Here is a 22,136-nt window from a genome sequence, read left to right as displayed (position 1 = left end):
GGTTCCATTGAAGCAAATGGGTGTGTGGTCTATTTGTATATAAAATCACATAACTTAAGAAAAAGTGATAACAATTTATTATGTAAATAAATTATAAAAGGTGGACGTTTTTTCTCAAAAGTCGAAATGAAAATTAAACATCCTAAAATATTGAGAGTGGGACATTGTGAAGAGTTTGCGTAAAATAATTGACATCATTTTCATTGTAGTCGTTAGTTCTTTTGTCCATCTTACATCAGCACAAGCAATTGAACCAGTTAAAATTTCTTCTCAAGATGCTGCTCTTGATCTCTCAAAAGCAATTGAAATTCACCATACAAACAACTCTATTTTTCAAACAAGTACAGCACCAGGACCAGATGGTATTGTATGGCGTATTGAAGTGCAGGCAAAAAATGAAAAATTTTCCGGAAATTGGGCAGTTTTTTCTCTTGCAAATCCAACAGATGAACAAGTTGATCGTCTCATCGTTGCCCCCCATTACCGCATGGCACATTCTGGATTTTTTTGGCCAGACCTTGGATCATCAAGGATTCAATCCATAACGCCAAGCGAAGGTTTTTCCCTCGATCGTCAACTTAGTGCAAACTCTGATATCTTTCGTATTACCCTTAACCCTGGTGCTGTTATTACATTTGTGGCCGAACTTAACTCTGCAAATCTACCGCAAATCTATTTATGGCAACCTGAAGCTTATAAAGATGCAATTAATTCTTATACGCTTTATCATGGTATTCTTCTTGGGATATCAGGTCTCTTAGCGCTTTTGTTAACTGTTCTCTTCGTCGTCCGTGGAACAGGGCTGTTTCCTGCAACAGCGGCAGTTGCTTGGGCAGTGCTTTTTTATATTGGTATTGACTTCAACTTTTTAAATAAATTCTTTGCAGTTACACTCACAACCCAACCAATCTGGCGTGCTGGTACAGAAGTAGCACTTACTGCTACACTCTTCATTTTTCTTTTTACCTATCTCAGCCTTAACCGCTGGCATTATCATTTTAGTTACGGTGCTATCGCTTGGACCATTGCGTTTTGCAGTCTAGGAGCCTTTGCTATTTATGATCCCATCAGAGCAGCTGGAATTGCGCGTTTGTCTTTTGGCCTTACCGCTGTGCTTGGTATAATATTAATCATCTATTTCTCAATCAGAAGCTATGACCGCGCCATTATGCTTATTCCAACATGGTTGCTCATTAGCTTTTGGTGTGTTGGAGCCTATGCCTGCATAGCTGGACATTTAAACAATGATATTATCCAGCCAGCATTAGCGGGAGGATTAGTGCTCATTGTTCTTCTCATAAGCTTTACTGTCCTGCAACAAACTTTTTCTAATGACGCTTTCCATGAAGGAATATTTTCCGACCTTGAACAACAAGTACTCGCAGCAAAGGGAGCTGGAAATATTATTTGGGATTGGAATATTGAGCGTGATCGTATTGTTGTACATCCAAACATGGCAACCCTTTTTGGTACTGAAATTCATAACCTCAATGGACCTATGCGCAACTGGATTTCAGCCTTGCACCATGATGATCGTGAACGCTTTCAAGCCGTATTGGATATCATTCTTAAAAATAAAAAAGGGCGCATTGATCAAATTTTTCGGCTTTCTTCCGGTGGTGGTTATTATCATTGGTTTTCTCTTCGTGCACGTCCGGCTATGCAAAAAGATGGAAAAATCACACGTGTCATTGGAACCATTGTCAATATTACTAACCATAAAAAATCCGAAGAACGCTTATTGCATGATGCAATCCACGACAGCTTAACTGGACTTCCTAACCAACAAATTTTCTTTGATAGACTACAAAATTATACCTCTTTAGCGAAAGCAAATATCAAAATTAGACCAACTGTCTTTATGATTGATTTTGACAATTTTCGCCAAATTAATCGCAAATTAGGCATAGCAGTTGGGGATACTGTACTGCTTATAATCGCACGTCGTTTAAATCGTCTCATTAACTTTCAAGACACCTTATCGCGTCTTTCAGCAGACCGCTTTGCAATTATTTTACTCAGTGAAACCGAACCACAAAAAATTGCAGCATTTGCAGATCATTTGCACAAAACAATTTCAGCACCTATTTCACTTTCAGAAAATAAAATAATCCTTTCAACCTCTATCGGATTGGTTACATGGAGTGAAAGCCGGTCGACGGCTAAAGATATTTTTAATGATAGTGAGTTAGCGATGATTCGCGCAAAACAAATGGGTGGGAACCATATTGAACCTTTTCGTCCTAATTTTCGCACTTTGGGTCTCGAACATAATACTCTGGAGAAAGATGTCCATTATGCCATAAAACGTAATGAGATGAAAATCCTCTACCATCCTATTCTTAATTTATCAGACGGACATATTATTGGTTTTGAAACAATTGTAGAATGGCATCATCCCACTTATGGAAATTTAAATGTCTCTGATTTCATAAAAATCGTAGAAAATGAACAAATTGTTATGGATTTGTCACAATTTATCATCGATAATGCCATTATTGATCTTATAAATGTACAAGAAAAGTTTTCCCAACAATCTTTCTTTATTTCAATTAATTTACCAAGCGCAGAAATGATTCATCCTCGTTTTATCAGTCAATTGCGTGCCGCTTTGCTTCGCCATCCGCTCCACAAAGGGCGTCTGATGATTGAAATATCTGAATTTGTCTTAAGAAATAATCCTGAACAATCAGCGCACTTTCTTGAACAAATTAAAACACTTGGAATGAATCTCGCACTCGATAATTTTGGAACAGGTTATTCGTCTCTGACCTATCTCGTACGTTATCCATTTGATATGGTTAAACTTGATCGTTCACTTATCTCAATCGACTCTCTTAAGAAGAAAATTGTTCTAAAGTCTATCATTAATATGGCAACAGATCTTAATTTGCAAATTATCGCAGAAGGTGTTGAAAATGAAAAAGAAGCAATCTTCCTCCGTCAAGAAGGCTGTAAATATGTTCAAAGTACACTTGTGACGAAACCGATTGCCATAGAAGAATTAATTACGCTCGTTCAGAGCCATTTCCCTTATAAAATAAAAACATAAGGGATAAAATAACGTGTAAAGTTAAAAAGCTTAGAAAAAACTCTACGCGTGTCCCATTTCAGAAGCAAGATAAGTTGGATCGATACCCATGCGTGTTAAACTTTTATCATACTTGCAGCTTAAATCGCTTTCAAAAAGAAAACTAGGTGATGTAGAACTGATTAGCCAACCATTTGTAGAAATTTCTGCCTCAAGTTGCCCCGCTTTCCATCCAGCATAGCCTAATGCGACCAGTGCATGTTGCGGACCTTGTTCGCAACTGATCGCTTTTAATATATCAATTGTCGCAGTAAAACAGATCTTATCCGCAATAAAAACAGTTTCTTCACAAGCATAATCATCTGAATGAAGGACAAAACCACGCGAAGGATCAACAGGACCACCATAGCGAACTGGAAACTGTTTTATTGGTTCAGAAAGACTTTTTTTTTGGCCACTGTCTATGATTCCTAAGTGAAGCAAAAGCTCTGGAAAATCAATGTGATGCAATTGATTGAGAATGATGCCCATCGCACCGGCATCAGAATGCGCACAAATATAAATAACAGAACGAATAAAGCGTTTGTCATTCATCCCAGGCATTGCTATGAGTAATTGTCCACCTAAAAAGCCATTACACCGCTTCATTAATCTGTTATTCTCCATAATTGACATGATAAAAATTTGTTCATTTAGCACACTAGGAAAATAAAACTCCAATGAAAAAAAGTTATATATTTACAAATTTACAAAATATCGCAACTTTCTTTTATAAAAAGCTTTTAGTTACTTTAAGCTTAACATTCATAGTTTTAGAATTACTTAACATTCCTGTAAATGCTCAAACAGAACAAAAACTCCAGCTTTTCGCAACATCTTGGTATGAATCAGATGGTGGTCGTATCCGATTAGCGATCACTGAACCTTCTCTTTCTGGAATAAGAGAAGGCATTATTGAAATTGAGCTTAAACCAGGATGGAAAACTTACTGGCGTAATCCAGGTAATTCTGGCATGGCACCATTTTTTAATTTCAACCAACAGATTTCTTATGAAATCTTTTATCCTACTCCACAGCTTTTTGAAACAGAAAATGATTGGTCATTAGGTTATAAAGATAAAGTAATATTGCCCTTCAATCTTTCTGGTTCAAGCAAAAATTTAAGTGGTGCTTTCACTCTTGGATTATGTCACAAAATCTGTCTTCCATTTACTGTTAACTTTGATTTTTCGCCATCTGCTCTTAAAAATAAACAGCTTCCTGCTTCCTTCTTAAAAAAGGCGCAAAATTCTTTGCCCCGCATGACGCAGAATGCACTAAAAATAAGTGCTGAAAAAAATAATAGTACCCTTCTTATAAAAATACAAAATAACAACAAAACCACTCCTTCCTCTCTCTTTTTAGATGGAGGAGAAATGCAAATTGGAGCAGCAAGAAAAGTCAGTGATAACGCAGAATATACACTCTTCAGTGCTCCACTCTATTTCACACCAGAAGAAATAAACCAAAAAATTTTTTATACAGTTGCTTTTAAAGATCACGCCTTAAGTGGAACATTCATATTCCATACGCAGCCAACCCCTCTTGCGTCTCCGTGATAAAAGAAAAAGCTCTCAAAAAGCAATTATGCTGGAAAACGTCCATTTTCACGATATTGAGTAATTGCTTTGCGAGCAAGGGCATCTGCGCGTTCATTTTCTGGATGTCCCGCATGCCCTTTTACCCAGTGCCATCTAACTGTATGACAAGAACTAGCATCCTCAAGAGCTTGCCATAGCTCCATATTTTTAACAGGATTTTTTGATGCAGTGCGCCAATTATTCTTTTTCCAATCTTCAATCCACTTAGATATACCGTTACGTACATAAACTGAGTCTGTATAAAGATCGACCAAACAGGGCTCTTTAAGCGCCTTTAATGCACAAATTGCCGCCATGAGTTCCATTTGATTGTTTGTCGTATGGATCTTACCGCCATAAAGCTCCCGTTCATGACCATTCCAGCGTAAAATTGCTCCCCATCCTCCAACTCCAGGATTCCCTGAGCAAGCACCATCTGTATAAATTTCAACGACTTTTTGTTGAGTTGCCATAAAATTTAAAAACCTAATTCACTTAGCGAATTTACATTACTGAAAAAACAAAGCTTGTGCCAATACTCCCATGGATCTTTCTTAATAACAAAGCTATTAGGCGGTGTATTAAACCAATCATATAGACGTGTGAGTAAGAAACGTAGAGATGCACCACGAGCTAATAAGACCATCTTGTCCAATTCTAAAGGGATCAATGGTCTTATTTTTTGATAATTTTCCAATAACTTACGTGCTTTGGTAAGATTATAGGAATGATCAGGCTCAAAGCACCAAGCATTTAAACAGATCGCTAAATCATAAGCAAAAAAGTCATTACAAGCAAAATAGAAATCTATCATCCCAGAAAGACGATGATTCACAAAAAAAACGTTATCATTAAATAAATCTGCATGAATAATGCCTATTGGTAAATTACATGGCCAATTTTCCTGTAAAAAAGCCAATTCCAACTCAATTTTTTGTCCAAATTCTTTTAACAATGCATCTTCTTTGGTTTGACAACGTTGCCACAATACCTTCCAATCCATAACAGAAAGAGTATTTTTACGACTGAGTGTAAAATCCTGTCCTGCTAAATGTAATTGTGCTAACCCCGTCCCCACTTCGCCACAATGATCTATATTGGGCTGGCGGATCCACTCTCCTTCCAGAAAAGTAATAATAGCAGCAGGACGTCCTGCTAGTTCACAGATCATCATTCCATCATTTTGAATAACAGGTTGAGGACAAGGAATTCCACGCTGTCCTAAATGCTGCATCAAGCGACAAAAAAAAGGTAAATCATCTTTTGAAATACGCTTTTCATAAAGTGTTAAAATAAATCGCCCTTGTGTTGTCTCTAACATAAAATTAGAATTTTCAATCCCCTCTTCTATACCTTGATAAGACAAAAGTGATCCTATTGCATAACGTGTTAAAAACACTTTTAAATCATTTGGGTGAATATCTGTATAAACGGCCATTATTCTGCTTTCGTTGTAGACATGTCTGTATTCTGATTTTCATTTTTTGCATTATTTGCTTGACCATTAACGAAAGCCATATCTTGAGACGTTAAAATGACGTCGCGTAATTCGCGACTCACTAAAAATTTTTCCGTTTCTACCACTGTTTCAGCTAATTCTATTGTGACATCATAACGCTCACGAAATGCTGAAATAATTTCATCAATAATAATTTCAGGAGCCGAAGCCCCTGCTGAAAGACTGACTATAGAAAGAGATTTTAGGTTTTCAAAATTAATTTCATCAGCGCGCTGAACTAAAATAGCTTGCCGCGCACCAGACTTTTCGGCAACCTCTACTAAACGTCGTGAATTAGAAGAGTTTGGTGCTCCAACAATCAAAAACAAATCACTCCCCTTTGCCGCTGCTTTAACCGCATCTTGTCGATTCGTTGTAGCATAGCAAATTGATTCAGCCGCTGGTGCTGCTAATGTAGGAAAACGTTGTTGTAATATATCGATAATTCCTGCAGTATCTTCAACAGAAAGCGTTGTTTGTGTAACAAATCCTAATTTATCTGGATCATTGGGTTGATAATGCAAAGCATCTTCTATCGTTTCAATAAGCGTCACAACCCCTTCTTCAAGCTGTCCCATTGTCCCTATCACCTCAGGATGACCAGCATGACCAATCAATATAACATGACGACCATGACGTTGATGTCGTATCGCTTGTTTATGAACTTTCGAGACCAACGGACATGTTGCGTCGAGATAAAACAAATTATAGTATCGTGCTTCTTCTGAAACAGATTTTGGTACACCATGAGCAGAAAAAACAACTGGTTGATTGCGATGTTCTTCTGGAATCTCATTAAGTTCTTCGACAAAAACAGCACCCCGTTGCTGTAATCCCTCAACTACGTAGCGGTTGTGTACAATTTCATGACGAACATATACTGGAACACCATATTTTTTTAATGCAAGCAGAACAATCTGGATAGCACGATCAACCCCTGCACAAAATCCACGTGGACCACAAAGACGTATCGTTAAAGGGGGAAGTCCAGACATAAATCATCCTTAATCTCTATAGTTTTAGCTATATATTCAAACAACCTATTATTATACATGAATAAGCAATGTAAAAAAACGTGCAATATCATCTTTTGCATAAGAACACACTCTATCGTGTTTTCTTACAGCATTTTCTTGAAGAAAAGCTCTTTTAAAATTTGCTCTTTCATTTTACGCAACTAAAGAGCGATAAAATACCAAACAAGAGATTCAATCAAAAGAATTCCAAAGATAGCTGCCAAATAAAGTAACGAAAAGAAAAACGTTTTTTTGGCCATCAAAATAGTTTCATTATGTGTATCAGCTTTCCATAAACGATAGGCAAAATAAATAAAGATAATGCTTAAAATTGTTGAAAAAATACCATAAAAAATTCCGCCAAGACCAGTAAAGCAAGGAGCAGCAGCACACAATGCCATCAAAACAGTATAAAATAAAATCTGTTTTTTTGTTGAATGTTCACCTCGTACATTAGGCATCATAGGGATACCTGCAGCCTCATAATCAAGAGATGAAAATAAAGAAAGAGCCCAAAAGTGAGGGGGGGTCCACATAAAAATGATTAAAAATAATAAAAAGCTATCAATACTCACTGTCCCTGTTGTCACGGCCCATCCAATCATTGGTGGAAAAGCCCCAGAAGCACCACCAATAACAATATTTTGTGGTGTGATACGCTTTAACCAAATTGTATAGATAACGACATAAAAGAAAATCGTAAACGCAAGAAAAAATGCCGCAAACCAATTAATGAAGCTCCCCATAACCAATACCGAGAGCATAGAAAGAACCATGCCAAAAATAAATGCCTTTTGGGAGCTGATTTTACCCATGGGAATAGGACGCTTTTTAGTCCGTTCCATCACAGCATCAATGTCAGCATCATACCACATGTTCAGTGCTCCCGCACCACCGCCACCAGCAGCAATACATAAAATTGCTAAAAAACCATACCACGGATTGATAGGAACAGGCGATACAAGCAAACCAACCAGAGCCGTAAAGACCACAAGAGACATAACACGTGGCTTTAATAATGTGATGTAATCACCAATACCGGATTTTGGTGGCGTTGATTTACCATTCACAACCGATAACTCTTCTGAAACTGACATTCCACTCAAAGCCCTTTTCCATTTCTGTCATTCACAAATCCAATATTATCTGACAAATATTATCTAGCGTATGGAAATGACCCATTAAGACCAATCGTATTTTTGAGAAAATATGAAATATCTCTTTCGCACGTATCCCCTAAAAGTAAATGGAAATATTGGCAATAAAAATACATTTTTTCAATCAACGTTCTCTCCACATTACAAATGTATCATAAAAATATATCATATGAATTAATATATTTGGGTAAATACTGATTTTGTGTTATGGTTTTTTATGGGGAATTCATTTTTTTATGTAAATCTATGCATGGTTGTGGGTGTTGAGTCGGATAGGATTTTCTGTGATACTTTATAAATTACTCAAAAAAACTTTTTTTATTGGTGCTGTTCTTTACACGCTTTATAGTAGTTTTATCAGTCATGCATTTGCACAAACACCCTATGCACAAGATGTCCCTGCTCCGCAAACCTATGGTGCATGGACAAAAGTGTGTTCTCTACCACCAGGTACACCTAACATACAGTGTGAAGTTGTACAAAACGTTCACACACAAGGGCGTCAAGATATTACCTTGCGCGTTACATTTTATAAACTTCCTCAAAAGCAAGGTGCTTTGATGCGTGTTTTTGTTCCGATTCGCGTTGAATTACGTCCTGGCGTTGGAATTAAAATTGACGATAAAAATATGGGCAGAATGGAATATCGTCGTTGTCTTGGTGATAATTGTGTTGCTGAAGCCTTTCTTAAAGAAGACATATTGCAGCTCTTTTTAAAAGGAAAAATGGCAACCTATTTTATCTTTACAACTCCGGAACAAGGGATTGGAGGTTTTGTTGACCTTCATGGTCTTGGCGACGCCTATGCAACCTTACCGACATGAATGAAATCAATACATTTTAAACAATCAAAATCTCATCGTATATTTTGAAAGATTCTTAAAATTAGATTGATAAAAATCTTCTGAGCCCCCATAAAAATAGGATAATTCTTATGAAATCGCTGATTGATCATTTTGATATTGCTTCCTCTAAAGTGCAATCACTTATACAGGAAACACTTCATCATGCTGATGATGGTGAGCTTTACCTTGAGTACACAGAAAGCGAAGCTCTTTTATTTGATAATGGACAGCTTAAAAACGGCTCATTTCATCAAGATATGGGATTTGGACTACGCGTTGTTGCTGGAGAGGCTACTGGATATGCTCACTCTAGTGAGTTATCAGCTGCTGCACTCAAACGTGCCAGTGAAGCTGCTAAAGCTGTTACCTATAATAATCATGCAGGGACTTATAGCATAGCACCTCAACAAACAAACAAAAGGCTTTATCAACCGCATAATCCCCTTGATGCTCCATCATTTGAAGAAAAAAGTGCTCTTTTGCAAAAAATTGATGCCTATTTACGTGCTAAAAATGATAAATTGCATCAGGTGACTGTTTCTCTTTCCGGCTCGCTACAACATGTTGAAATTTTACGTGCAGATGGTTATTTGGTTCGTGATATTCGTCCCCTTGTGCGACTTTCTATATCTGTGGTCGCAGCTGAAGGCAATCGTCGTGAAAATGGTTTTTATGGATGTGGAGGGAGACAAGCATTTAACCAATTTATTCATGAAGACAATTGGAAAAAAGCCGCGGATGAAGCCTTACGTATGGCTTTAACAAATTTAGAAGCAGAAGCAGCACCTGCTGGATCTTTTGATGTTGTCTTAGCTAACGGATGGCCTGGTGTTATGCTCCATGAAGCCGTAGGTCATGGTTTAGAAGGTGACTTTAACCGTAAAAAAACATCGGCTTTTGCTGGACTTTTAGGACAACAAGTTGCAGCAAAAGGTGTTACAGTTGTTGATGATGGAACAATTCCACAATGCCGTGGCTCTCTCACTGTCGATGATGAGGGGACCCCTTCAGGATATAACGTTCTCATTGAAGATGGAAAACTCGTTGGTTTTATGCAAGACAGACTTAATGCACGGCTTATGGGAGGTAAATCAACTGGAAATGGACGGCGTGAATCTTATGCTTATGCACCAATGCCACGAATGACCAATACAATCATGCTAGGAGGAGATAAAACACCTGAAGAAATCCTTTCTTCACTTAAAAGTGGTATCTATGCTGTTTCATTTGGTGGAGGACAAGTTGATATTACTTCCGGAAAATTCGTCTTTGAATGTACTGAAGCATACCGAGTAGAAAATGGCAAAATTTGTGCACCAATCAAAGGTGCAACTCTTATTGGAAATGGACCGGATGCTATGAAACGTATCACAATGATTGGTAATGATAGTAAACTAGATAATGGTATTGGTATGTGCGGAAAAGCAGGGCAAAATGTCCCTGTTGGTGTTGGTCAACCTCATCTTCGAATCAATAATATGACAATCGGTGGAACTGCGCTTATAGAGGAATAAGCTTGCTCATTCCTTCCCAGTATTGCCTCCTTCTCGTCTATTATGACCATTTTGTGAGGGGGAGATTACAATGAATTGATTTATAAAGATAATCTAGCGTTATTCATATTGTATTAGAACCTTGAATACCGCAAGATTCTCTCATTTTAAATCTGTGTCTGTTGGATCAATCAAAATCATTCGTTTATACGTTACAGGCGGGGAGAGTTATATGGATAAAAACTGTACAAGAAAAGACTAAAGATTCCTCTTATGGGCCGTCTCAAGTACCAAGAGTTTTAAGAAACATTAGGGGATGGCAAATATAACGACGGCACAGGCTTATTCAGACACATCTTTTTCGTAAGATATTAGTCTTTTGTGTGTTTTTTTGTGTGGGGTAACTTGTCTTTTATATTTCATAATAAAAAAGCTTAAAAGAAAAAAGCACTTTCTACATTCAGTGCTCTTAGCTCAACGAGAAAAAGGTTATTATTATAGATAAATTTTGGAGAAATTTTATAATAATACACAGGTCAACTTTTAAAAAATCTTCATAGTATTAAAAAACTTTCAGGCTAAAGTTTCCAACCTTTCTTTTTTTTCTTTTTGCTCAAAACAGCAACAACTTCGACATGTGGTGACCATAAAAATTGATCAATCGGTATGATTTTTTCTACTGTATACCCCCCTGCAACAAGAAGAGATAAATCACGAGCAAATGTAGTAGGATTACAAGAAATTGCCACAACACGTGATACTGTTGTCTTCGCTAATTCACGTACTTGTTGCTCTGCACCAGCACGGGGAGGATCAAAAACAACACTCTCAAAACATTCAAGTTCCTTTACAGAAAGGGGATGTCGGAAAAGATCACGTTTTTCACAAGTGACCGTTTTTAAACCAGTCGCAAAACGTGCTGCTGTATTTAGATTTCTTAATGCATCTTCATTATTTTCTACTGCATGAACATTCATCTTTTTTGCCATACGCAAGGTAAATGTTCCTACCCCTGAAAACAAATCAACAGCATTCTTTGCTTTTTTTAAATGAGTCAAAATAATATTGCCCATTATATTTTCAGCTTCACAAGTTGCTTGCAGAAAACCACCAGAAGGAAATTCAACACGGACATCTCCAAAGTAAATCTCTGGTTTTTCTCGTTCAACCAAAACTTCACCGTCAACAGATAAACGTATAATCCCATATGAAAGAGCAGCACTGATCATTCTCTGACGAAGTGATTCATGGTGTATAATGCAACCGCTTAAAGCAACATCTAAACCATTTTCAACACATGTTATCGTAACATGAAACCGTTTGGCAGAGCTCTTTAGAAAAGCACAGAGCTCTCTGATATTATGCAACTGAGAAATAAGCTCTGGACGGCTTACTGGGCATTCCTCAAGAGCTACAATCTCATGAGAGAGATAACGGTTAAAACCAACTTTTTGCCCCTGTGGGGTCATGGATGCTGTTAGAGTAATCCGCCGTCGGCTATAAGGTTTACATTCTATTAAAGGCGCAACAACATTATTAAGTCCATACTTTTTAAGCGCCTCAACAACCAATTGTTGTTTCCATACGCGATAAGCATCCATATGCCAATGCTGAAGAGTACACCCTCCACATTCTCCAAAATGCTGACAAAGAGTATCAATGCGTTCTGATGATTTTTCTTTTAATGTTATATATGTTGCATATTTTCCATGAACAGTAATTTCAGCACACTCTCCTGGTAAAGTAAAAGGAACAGAAACGAAGCCGTGAGACGTCTTAGCAATACCATAACCATTTGCTCCGATATGATCGATTATGACATTGTCATTCACTCTTGTTTTTCTCCGAATAGTAAATATTCCACGTTGCCATCACCACCTGTAATAGGGGAAGAAATTAAACCTTTTGCACTCCACCCTGTTTGTGTATTTAACCAAACAAAAAGCGCCTCAGCAGTTTCTTTAGCACTTGATGGACTTAATATTCCTCCCTTACTAAAGTGTTTACGACCAACCTCAAACTGAGGCTTTACCAGTAAAACAGCTTGGGCACCCTTCTTGGCTAAAGACAACACGGGAGGCAACGCAAGTTTGAGCGAAATAAAGCTAACATCTGAAACGATAAGATCAATTTCTCGCCCACCTAAATGTTCCTGTTTAAAATCTCTGACATTCAAGCCTTCTAATAACGTTATAGCACTGTTGCCCAATAAACGTTTATCAAATTGATGATGCCCAACATCAACGGCAATGACATGATCTGCTCCACGCTCTAAGAGAACTTGCGTAAAACCACCTGTTGATGCACCAACATCAATGGCTGTCACTTTGTCCGTTACAATTGGAAATGCATCAAGTGCAGCAATCAATTTTAACGCTGCCCGAGAAACATAATTCTGCGCTGGATCACAAACGGTAATCTCTGCATCATCAAAAACGATTTGCCCAGCTTTAAAAACGATTTCTCCGTTAACTTTAACAGTTTGGCGCATAATTGCATCACGTGCGCGTGAACGTGTCGTAAAAAAGTTTTTTTCAACTAAAAAAATATCGAGTCTTTTTCTGGAAGCCATCTCATACTCGAATTTTCTATCCTGTTCGAATCTCGCGTCCCAAAACAGCAAAAACCGTGTTTAAAATACCCATAGCGTCAAGTCCGACACGTGAAAGAATTTTTTCTGGTGAACCATGATTCAAATATTCATCAGGAAATTTTAGTGTACGAACTTTCAAACCATGCTCTAAGAGCCCTTCTTGCGCTAAAAATTGTAATATGTGCGCTCCAAATCCACCGATTGCCCCTTCTTCAATTGTCACCAATACCTCATGCTCACGTGCCAAACGACGCATCAAATCTTTATCTAAAGGTTTTGCAAACCGTGCATCTGCAACCGTTGTAGACAATTCTTCAGCCTCCAACGCATCAGCAGCTTGCAACACTTCTGACATCCGCGTTCCAAAACAAACCAAAGCGATTCTATTTCCTTCACGCAGAACGCGCCCTTTTCCAATTTCTAATAACTCACCACGTTGCGGTAAATCTATACCAATCCCCTCACCACGCGGATAACGAAAAGAAATTGGTCCCTGATCATAAGCTGCAGCTGTACGCACCATATGCATCAGTTCAAGCTCATCAGAAGGTGCCATAACAACAAACTCAGGAAGAGTGGCCAAAAAAACAATATCAAAACTTCCAGCATGTGTTGCACCATCTGCCCCCACAAAACCTGCTCGGTCAATAGCAAAACGTACCGGTAATTTTTGAATTGATACATCATGAATAATTTGATCATAAGCACGCTGTAAAAAAGTAGAATAAATTGCAACAAAAGGCTTATACCCTTCACAAGCAAGTCCTGCCGCAAAAGTTACGGCATGTTGCTCAGCGATACCAACATCAAACATTTTTTCAGGAAATTTTTTCGCAAAAGAATCAAGGCCTGTCCCTGTTGGCATCGCTGCTGTTATGCCAACAATCTTATCATCATGGCGAGCTTCTTCTATTAAAGCTTTAGAAAATACCTTGGTATAGGGTAGAATATTACTTGATGCTTTTACCTGTTTTCCTGTCGTGACATCAAAACGATTAACACCATGATATTTATCAGACGAGGCCTCTGCAGGTGGATATCCCTTTCCCTTATGGGTTACAACATGCACCAAAACAGGACCATTAGGATATTCACGAACATTTTTAAAAACAGGCAATAAATGCCCCAAATTGTGCCCATCTATGGGTCCAACATAATAAAAGCCAAGCTCATCAAATAAAGTTCCCCCAACCAAAAGGCCACGCGCAAATTCCTCTGAACGACGAGCTTTATCCAAAAAAAACTTTGGCAATTTTTCGCTCAACATCTTTACGCGTTCACGCAAATGACGATAAGAAGGACGAGACACTAATCGTGCAAGATGTGCACTCATAGCACCTGTAGGTGGTGCTATAGACATATCGTTATCATTAAGAACAACAATCAAGCGTGCATTCAAAGCACCAGCGTTGTTCATGGCTTCATAAGCCATGCCCGCAGACATTGCACCATCACCAATGACAGTTATGATATTGCGTCTTGTCTCTGCTTTCAAAGCACTTGCCACTGCCATACCAAGCCCCGCTGAAATAGAAGTAGACGAATGCCCCGCTCCAAATGGATCATACACACTTTCTGAACGTTTTGTAAAACCAGATAATCCGCCCTCCTGACGTAATGTGCGAATTTTTTCTCTACGCCCCGTTAAAATCTTGTGTGGATAGGTTTGATGACCAACATCCCAAATAATCCTATCCTCTGGTGTATTAAAAATATAATGTAATGCAACAGTGAGCTCAACAACACCAAGTCCCGCCCCAAGATGACCACCTGTTACAGAAACCGCATCAATTGTTGCGGTCCGCAACTCATCAGCCAACTGTACCAAATCAGACTCAGGTAATGCCCGCAAATCTTGCGGAAAACAAACACGGTCAAGCAATGGTGTTAAGACCTGAGACAAAAAAAATCCTTCCTATTATCTTAACTCAAGAAAACACAATGATAAAAATATATCTTCTCTACTCTTTTATTTACAGTTTTGCATCTTTTTTACTGAAAATGCTCTTTTCTATTTGAGATGAGCTATAATTTCCTCATTTTTAACTTATTTTATAAAAAAGAAATCAATAAAACTTTCTGTTTATAAACTAAGGTTATTGCTTCTCTTAAGTCCCACAATAAATATCCAAAAAGATTTAAATTATTTAGCATCAAGTGGTTCCACTCCTTCTGGAAAACCTTCTTCTGAAAGCTGGATTTTTTCAACTTTAGCTTCAGCAACTCTTAAGAGTTTTTCACAATGCTTTTTAAGCGCTTCACCGCGTTCATAAATATCAATGGATTGTTCCAAAGGCACATCGCCACGTTCCAAATTTTCGACAATAACTTCAAGTTGCTTAAGCGCTTGCTCAAAGCTTAAGGTCGTAATATCCCCCTCTTGTATCTCTTTTTTCATATGAACCTCAAAAAATATCTGTTCTGGATATACGAACTCCAAAACCTTCCAAACCTACATAATGATGCTCTTTAGAAGCATAAACAATAACAGAGCCTATTCCTAAATATTTTAAAATTTGTGATCCTAAACCAATTTTGCGCCATTCTTCTTCGCGTGCAATCGCCTGCACATGGTTTTCTGAACTGTTTCTTGTCATGTTTTGAATACCAACAGTTGATTGTATAACAGATCCTTCACGCAAATAAATAAATACGCCACGTTTTTCTTTTTCCATCATACGCCGCATCATCACCATAATATCTGAAGTTTGACAAAAAACGTCACTTATAATGTTTTCATGATGTAAATGCACAGGAATATTCTCACCCTCACGGACATCACCAAAAACAATTGCAATATGCTGAACGACTTCCCAAGGGAGTTGATAACTTTGAACAATAGCGGGACCTACGAATGTTTCAATAGGCATTTCTCCAACATGCTTGATCAATATTTCCTTACGTTGGCGGTAAGCAATTAAATCTGCAACCGTTATAATATGCAACCGATGTTCTTGCGCAAATTTCATAATCTGATCGCCATGTTTAACGCTTCCATCATCATTAACTAACTCACCGATAACACCAACCGGCGGCAAATTAGCTAATTTACATAAATCAACAGCGGCCTCCGTGTGACCTGAACGCATGAGCACTCCCCCTTCATGCGCAATTAAAGGAAAAACATGCCCTGGACGAACAAAATCATCCGCACTTGCATTTGAATTCGCAAGATTACGTACAGCTAATGTACGGTCATGTGCTGAGATCCCTGTTGTTATGCCGTGTTTAAAATCAACAGTAACCGTAAATTGCGTCCCATGTGCAGAGTTATTATCTGGTACCATAGGAGAAAGATTAAACCGTTTTGCTTCTTTTTTTGGCATAGGTGTGCACACAATACCTGTTGTGTGACGAAGAATAAACGCCATCTTTTCTTCTGTACAATGCGCTGCAGCAACAGTTAAATCACCCTCATTTTCACGGTCATCATCATCTGTCACCACAACAATTTCACCGCGTTCAAAAGCTTTAAGTGCAGAAACAATTTTTTTTTCATCATACGCCATTGTTCACCTTTTCAATCACCCAACTTGACCGCGATGTCTTAGATAATGGTCAGCAATAGCACAAGCAACCATCGCTTCACCAACAGGAACGGCACGAATCCCAACACATGGATCATGACGTCCCTTTGTTATAACGTCTATATCATGACCATCAACATCAATGGAACGACGAGGTGTTAAAATTGATGAAGTAGGCTTTACAGCAAAACGCGCAACAATTGGCTGTCCACTCGATATTCCCCCTAAAATACCTCCCGCATGATTTGATAAAAAAAGCGGTTTTCCATCATTTCCCATTCGCATTTCATCCGCATTTTCTTCTCCCCTCAAGCGGGCTGCCGCAAAACCATCACCAATTTCCACACCTTTTACCGCATTAATCGACATAAGTAACGAGGCAATATCTTGATCAAGCTTTGCGTAAATAGGGGCTCCTAAACCTGCCGGAACATTTTCTGCAACGATCTCAACAACCGCACCAACAGATGTCCCCTCTTTACGGAGTTTACTGATATAGTCACTAAAAATTTGAACCATCTCTGCATCAGCTGTAAAAAAAGGATTATTATCGACCTCTGACCAATCCCAACGATCACGATTAATATTATGAGGACCAATTGCTATCACTGCTCCTCGTACAATCAAACCAGGAACGATTTTACGAGCAAATGCACCTGCTGCAACACGTGCTGCCGTCTCCCGTGCCGAAGCACGTCCCCCGCCTCGAAAATCACGAATGCCATATTTAATATCATAAGTATAATCCGCATGTCCTGGACGATACTGATGAGCAATTGCTCCATAATCTTGAGAGCGTTGATCTGTGTTTCGAATCAACAGAGAAATTGGTGTACCTGTTGTCACCAATGTCGTTCCATCGTCTTGAACAACAACTCCTGAAAGGACCTCTACTTCATCTGGTTCTCGGCGCTGCGTTGTGTATTTTGATTGTCCTGGCTTGCGTTTATCAAGATAAGCTTGAACTTCTGCAAGAGTAAAAATAATTCCAGGTGGACAACCATCAATGACACAACCAAGAGCAGCACCATGACTTTCACCCCATGTTGTTACACGAAACAAATGACCAAATGTATTATGCGACATGAAAAAAGATCCATTTCTCTGTCAAATATATACAACGATAACGTATGTTGTGTGCTATACACAAAACAGCTCTTTTCTCCCAAATACTCTTGGACACCTTAAATTTGGTCAAATTACTGCTGTCTAATAAAATCTTATAACCAAACTTTATTCTTTAACGACAGAAATGTCTGGTGCATCAACTGCTTTCATACCTATGATATTATAACCCGAATCGACATGATGGACTTCACCGGTAACAGAACGAGACAAATCTGAAAGAAAATAAAGCGCAGAATCACCAACCTCTTCAATTGTTACCGTACGACGTAATGGAGCATTATATTCATTCCATTTTAAAATATAACGAAAATCACCAATACCAGAAGCCGCTAACGTTTTAATTGGTCCAGCAGATATAGCATTAACACGAATATTTTGGGGACCTAAATCTACCGCTAAATATTTCACGCTCGCTTCAAGAGCGGCTTTGGCAACCCCCATTACATTATAATTGGGAACAACCTTTTCTGCACCATAATAGGTTAGTGTCAAGATTGAACCACCATCTGGCATCAATTTTTCTGCACGCTTCGTTAGAGCTGTTAGGGAATAAACGGAAATATTCATGGTCATCATAAAATTTGATTCGCTGATATCAATATAACGACCACTTAATTCATCTTTATCAGAAAAACCAATAGCATGAACTAAAAAATCAAGTTTTCCCCATTTCTTCTCTATTTCTCTAAAGACCGTATCAATAGAGACACTGTCAGAAACATCACAATGTCCACAAACAAATCCCTTTAATTCTTCAGCCAAAGGCTCGACACGCTTTTTCATTGCTTCACCCTGATAGGTAAAAGCAAGCTCTGCCCCTGCGCTACTTGCCGCTTTAGCGATTCCCCAAGCGATGGAGCGATTATTGGCCAACCCCAAAATTAAACCACGCTTACCGTACAATAAACCATTACCCTTAGCCATCAGCACTGCCCCATTGTTACTTAAAATTAGTATTATTCACCTGCCTATGACACAGGTCAACTTTTTCTTCAAGCAATTGGTTTAAAATCAAACAAAAACTACGCTTTTATATATAAAATTTTTAAAATTAATCTTGTTGCATTTGCAAAAACTGTTCTAGTGCGGCGGCATTTTCATCTCCCGGCAACATAATGCGAACATGCACATAAAGATCATCTCTTGTACCATTTTTTAAACGAAGCCCTTTCCCTTTCAACCGTAAAACGCGATCAGAACTTGACCACGCAGGAATCGTTAAAACCACACGCCCCTCCAACGTCTCAACTTCTTCTTTTGCTCCCAAAACAGCATGTTTAAGAGAAACTGGTAAATCAAGATGGAGTGCTCTTCCTTCAACCCGAAAACGAGGATGTTTTTGAATCTGAATGGTTATTAACGCATCTCCTGCTTGCCCGTGAGGTACCGCTTCTCCCTGACCTTTTAAACGAATAACCTGTCCGTCTTCAATATAATCTGGAAGTTTAATTTTTAACTTTTTCCCATTTGGAAAAACAGCCTCCACCTTTTCTGCGCCAACCATCTGCTCTAATGTTATGGCAAGATTAGCACGAACATGTGCTCCTTGTTGGGGACGGTTATAGTGTGTGGAATTCGAAAAGCTACCACCTCCTCCAAACAGATCCCGAAAAATATCACTCGTATCAAAACCTGCACCACCTGAAGAGGAAAAATCAAATCCCTTTGCTCCTCCTGAAAAGGGATTTTGTTTATTGCTAAAATTTTCACCAGCACCATAGGCTTGATAAAGCGGTTTTCCTTCCATATCAATTTCACCGCGGTCAAATTGTGCCTTTTTATCTTTATCACCTATAATTTCATAGGCTTGATTAATTTCAGCAAATTTCTCTTTAGCCTTTGTATCATCTTTATTATGGTCTGGATGATATTTCTTCGCTAATCTTCTAAATGCCGATTTAATCTCTTGCGATTTTGCGGTACGTGCCACACCCAAAATCGTGTAGGGATCACGCATATTGCCCTCTTTTCAATTTCTTCGTTTTCAAAATATCAACTGATACGTTGTTCAATATCCCTTATAGCTTCATCAGTCTATTCTAAAGAATAATTTCTTCTTTTCTCTTTATATGTCTATCAATAAACTAAAATACCAGATAAAATGAGATATTTATTTAATATAGCTCCTTGTAGTCTATGCTAAAGTAAAAAATAATTAAACTACCATAGAAATACACGATAGCATTGGCTTTTTGAAAATAAGAAAAAATGGTACTGTGACTTCTTGATGATAAAGTAAATGAGAAAATGCCTCACCCATGCTCACTGATATTTGGAGAAACTATGAGCAAAAAAATACCAACAGATGATCATTTTATGCAAATGCAAAAACCTTTTGAACTTTTCGCAAAGTGGCTTGAAGAGGCAACGATAAGTGAAATAAATGATCCGAATGCTATGGCATTAGCAACAGTTGACGAAACAGGACTCCCTAATGTTCGTATGGTTCTCCTCAAAGACTACAGTCCCCAAGGATTCGTCTTCTATACCAATTATGAAAGCTGTAAAGGACAAGAAATTTTAAAATCAATGAAAGCATCCTTAGGTTTTCATTGGAAATCACTCCGTCGTCAAGTCAGAATTAGAGGAATCGTTGAAAAAGTAAGTCAACAGGAAGCCGATGCCTATTTCCAATCGCGACCACGTGGTAGTCGAATTGGTGCATGGGCCTCTAAACAATCTCAACCTTTAGACAATCGTTTTGTGCTCGAAAAAGCAATTGCTCAATATACTGCGCGTTATGCTCTAGGCAATATTCCACGACCACCTTATTGGTCTGGGTTTCGTGTTAAACCCCTTTCTATAGAGTTCTGGTGCGATCGCCCATTTCGTTTACATGATCGTTTGCTTTTTACACGGGATTGTGTTGAACACAGCGATTGGAAAAGACAAAAACTTTATCCCTAATCCTTCAAACTTCATCGTTATGAAGATTTTTTCTTCGCAACAATTAAACAAATATTTTTTATTCGAAAAATTCTAAAAGAAGATGATTTATTTTATTTAAATAGAAGAATTTTATTTTCACTGTAAAGGTTAATTGGTGATATTTTCTACTGTATTGCTTAAAAATAGATTAGCAACAAGCTTATTAAAAAAAAACATACTGTATTCAGTAGAAACTATGATTTTAGCTAACTTATTTTTAGACCGCAGGATAAAATATCATCCATATACCCCCACATACTAAACCAGCAAAAATCACAAAACCAATAAGCGAATTAGATTTGAAAAGCCTGAGGCATTGTGAACTGTCATCTATATCAATGACTTTAATTTGAATAAACATATGGATACTTGCCACAAAAATCCCCAAAAAACTAAGAACAGGAACTCCAGCTAAATAAAATGCTAGACTAACGAACATCACAAAACCACCATACAAAAATACTAAAGCACGCTTGGTTGCTTTACCAAAAAGAAGAGCCGTAGAACGGACACCAACAGTAATGTCATCTTCTTTATCTTGATGTGCGTAGATTGTATCATATCCTATGGTCCACAAAATTGATCCCACATAAAGCAAGATTGGTGCCCAGCTTAAACTTCCAAAGACAACAGCCCACCCCATTAATGCCCCCCAATTAAATGCAACGCCTAAAAAAAACTGCGGCCAATATGTTACGCGTTTCATAAAAGGATAAAATGCAACAGCTATCAATGACGAAATACCTAGAAAAAAACTAAACCTATTAAATTGTGATAAAACGACTAAACCAACAAAACATTGCACAAGGATAAAAACTCTCGCTTGAAACCGACTCACATGACCTGTTGGCAATGGGCGAGAACGTGTCCTTTCTACCTGAGCATCAATTTTATGGTCAATAAGATCATTCCAAGTACATCCTGCCCCTCGCATAGCAATAGACCCCAGAAAAAAAAGAAAAAGATACCAAACCCAATGAAGAAACATTGATAAAAGAGTATCGTAATGCATGTTATAAGAGAAAAAAGCCATTGTTGTTGACCAAAAACAAGGCCACATCAACAATTGCCAACCGATAGGTCGATCCCAACGCGCCAATTGCGCATAAAACCATAAAGAACGGGGAAGGAAGCTGTAGACCCATTGTTTGGAAGATGCATCCATAACCCGTCCTTGGCTATCATAGGACTGAACATGCGCGATATTTTTATTTTTTTTCATCAAATGATTTACCTTTGGTCTTGCGATAGAGACATTTCATTCTTATGAGAAGGGGATGAGATTAATTATCTTTTATGAG

19 protein-coding genes are annotated in these 22,136 nt (G+C 38.1%); 5 read left to right on the top strand and 14 right to left on the bottom strand.

Annotated features, from left to right (window positions below):
* Window positions 1–166 precede the first annotated feature (166 nt).
* The gene (locus ACFIMK_RS03985; protein ID WP_375672014.1) at window positions 167–3,052 is read left to right on the top strand and encodes an EAL domain-containing protein; all 2,886 of its coding nucleotides are present in this window, start codon (window positions 167–169) and stop codon (window positions 3,050–3,052) included.
* 42 nt (window positions 3,053–3,094) lie between these two features.
* Here ACFIMK_RS03985 and ACFIMK_RS03980 read toward each other — a convergent pair whose 3' ends face one another.
* The gene (locus tag ACFIMK_RS03980) at window positions 3,095–3,679 is read right to left on the bottom strand and encodes a YqgE/AlgH family protein (protein WP_375613019.1); all 585 of its coding nucleotides are present in this window, start codon (window positions 3,677–3,679) and stop codon (window positions 3,095–3,097) included.
* 71 nt (window positions 3,680–3,750) lie between these two features.
* On the opposite strand from ACFIMK_RS03980, the gene ACFIMK_RS03975 reads away from it, so the two are divergent.
* Window positions 3,751–4,629: a protein-disulfide reductase DsbD domain-containing protein gene (locus ACFIMK_RS03975; protein WP_375628302.1), complete on the top strand. Its 879-nt coding sequence runs from the start codon at window positions 3,751–3,753 to the stop codon at window positions 4,627–4,629.
* Between the two features lie 26 nt (window positions 4,630–4,655).
* Here the strand turns inward: ACFIMK_RS03975 and rnhA are convergent, their stop codons facing one another.
* The 4 genes from rnhA to cyoE all read right to left on the bottom strand — a co-directional run bounded on the left by rnhA (window position 4,656) and on the right by cyoE (window position 8,261).
* Window positions 4,656–5,123, bottom strand: a complete 468-nt coding sequence (gene rnhA, locus ACFIMK_RS03970; RefSeq protein ID WP_375613021.1) for a ribonuclease HI — start codon at window positions 5,121–5,123, stop codon at window positions 4,656–4,658.
* A gap of 5 nt (window positions 5,124–5,128) precedes the next feature.
* Window positions 5,129–6,088: a homoserine kinase gene (locus ACFIMK_RS03965; RefSeq protein WP_375613022.1), complete on the bottom strand. Its 960-nt coding sequence runs from the start codon at window positions 6,086–6,088 to the stop codon at window positions 5,129–5,131.
* Window positions 6,088–7,143, bottom strand: coding sequence for a 4-hydroxy-3-methylbut-2-enyl diphosphate reductase (ispH, locus tag ACFIMK_RS03960; protein WP_375611130.1), 1,056 nt, complete (start codon window positions 7,141–7,143; stop codon window positions 6,088–6,090). The genes ACFIMK_RS03965 and ispH overlap by 1 nt, the downstream gene beginning before the upstream one ends.
* 182 nt (window positions 7,144–7,325) lie before the next feature.
* The gene (gene cyoE, locus ACFIMK_RS03955) at window positions 7,326–8,261 is read right to left on the bottom strand and encodes a heme o synthase (protein ID WP_375613023.1); all 936 of its coding nucleotides are present in this window, start codon (window positions 8,259–8,261) and stop codon (window positions 7,326–7,328) included.
* Window positions 8,262–8,605: 344 nt separating this feature from the next.
* On the opposite strand from cyoE, the gene ACFIMK_RS03950 reads away from it, so the two are divergent.
* Window positions 8,606–9,145 (top strand): invasion associated locus B family protein, encoded by a 540-nt coding sequence (locus ACFIMK_RS03950; protein WP_375628307.1) that lies wholly within the window; start codon window positions 8,606–8,608, stop codon window positions 9,143–9,145.
* A 110-nt stretch (window positions 9,146–9,255) separates the two neighbouring features.
* The gene (gene tldD / locus ACFIMK_RS03945) at window positions 9,256–10,680 is read left to right on the top strand and encodes a metalloprotease TldD (RefSeq protein WP_375611127.1); all 1,425 of its coding nucleotides are present in this window, start codon (window positions 9,256–9,258) and stop codon (window positions 10,678–10,680) included.
* Between the two features lie 557 nt (window positions 10,681–11,237).
* Here the strand turns inward: tldD and ACFIMK_RS03940 are convergent.
* The 8 genes from ACFIMK_RS03940 to ACFIMK_RS03905 all read right to left on the bottom strand — a co-directional run bounded on the left by ACFIMK_RS03940 (window position 11,238) and on the right by ACFIMK_RS03905 (window position 19,864).
* Window positions 11,238–12,491 carry a class I SAM-dependent RNA methyltransferase gene (locus ACFIMK_RS03940; RefSeq protein ID WP_375638051.1) on the bottom strand — a complete coding sequence of 418 codons (1,254 nt, stop codon included), beginning with the start codon at window positions 12,489–12,491 and terminating at the stop codon, window positions 11,238–11,240.
* Complete coding sequence (locus ACFIMK_RS03935; protein WP_375613026.1) at window positions 12,488–13,231, bottom strand: TlyA family RNA methyltransferase; 744 nt, start codon at window positions 13,229–13,231, stop codon at window positions 12,488–12,490. Before ACFIMK_RS03935 ends, ACFIMK_RS03940 begins: the two co-directional genes overlap by 4 nt.
* A 16-nt stretch (window positions 13,232–13,247) precedes the next feature.
* Complete coding sequence (dxs, locus tag ACFIMK_RS03930; RefSeq protein ID WP_375681154.1) at window positions 13,248–15,155, bottom strand: 1-deoxy-D-xylulose-5-phosphate synthase; 1,908 nt, start codon at window positions 15,153–15,155, stop codon at window positions 13,248–13,250.
* 240 nt (window positions 15,156–15,395) lie between these two features.
* A complete protein-coding gene (locus ACFIMK_RS03925) occupies window positions 15,396–15,650 on the bottom strand; it encodes an exodeoxyribonuclease VII small subunit (protein WP_375611123.1) in 255 nt (84 codons plus the stop codon).
* A gap of 7 nt (window positions 15,651–15,657) precedes the next feature.
* A complete protein-coding gene (gene ribB, locus ACFIMK_RS03920; RefSeq protein ID WP_375613028.1) occupies window positions 15,658–16,761 on the bottom strand; it encodes a 3,4-dihydroxy-2-butanone-4-phosphate synthase in 1,104 nt (367 codons plus the stop codon).
* 15 nt (window positions 16,762–16,776) lie between these two features.
* Window positions 16,777–17,865 (bottom strand): chorismate synthase, encoded by a 1,089-nt coding sequence (gene aroC, locus ACFIMK_RS03915; protein WP_375613029.1) that lies wholly within the window; start codon window positions 17,863–17,865, stop codon window positions 16,777–16,779.
* 147 nt (window positions 17,866–18,012) lie between these two features.
* On the bottom strand, window positions 18,013–18,831 hold the full coding sequence (gene fabI, locus ACFIMK_RS03910; RefSeq protein ID WP_273787904.1) for an enoyl-ACP reductase FabI: 819 nt from the start codon (window positions 18,829–18,831) through the stop codon (window positions 18,013–18,015).
* A 127-nt stretch (window positions 18,832–18,958) separates the two neighbouring features.
* Window positions 18,959–19,864, bottom strand: coding sequence for a DnaJ C-terminal domain-containing protein (locus tag ACFIMK_RS03905; protein ID WP_375628316.1), 906 nt, complete (start codon window positions 19,862–19,864; stop codon window positions 18,959–18,961).
* Window positions 19,865–20,190: 326 nt separating this feature from the next.
* On the opposite strand from ACFIMK_RS03905, the gene pdxH reads away from it, so the two are divergent.
* Window positions 20,191–20,814, top strand: coding sequence for a pyridoxamine 5'-phosphate oxidase (gene pdxH / locus ACFIMK_RS03900; protein WP_375628318.1), 624 nt, complete (start codon window positions 20,191–20,193; stop codon window positions 20,812–20,814).
* 238 nt (window positions 20,815–21,052) lie between these two features.
* On the opposite strand, the gene ubiA is transcribed toward pdxH, so the two are convergent.
* Window positions 21,053–22,057 (bottom strand): 4-hydroxybenzoate octaprenyltransferase, encoded by a 1,005-nt coding sequence (gene ubiA / locus ACFIMK_RS03895; RefSeq protein WP_375628320.1) that lies wholly within the window; start codon window positions 22,055–22,057, stop codon window positions 21,053–21,055.
* Window positions 22,058–22,136: the final 79 nt, after the last annotated feature.

This window comes from Bartonella sp. AP280QHHD (assembly GCF_042196125.1).
Lineage (GTDB): Bacteria > Pseudomonadota > Alphaproteobacteria > Rhizobiales > Rhizobiaceae > Bartonella.
Note: the sequence above shows the minus strand (reverse complement) of the source record. Positions and strands in the feature narration are given on the sequence as shown.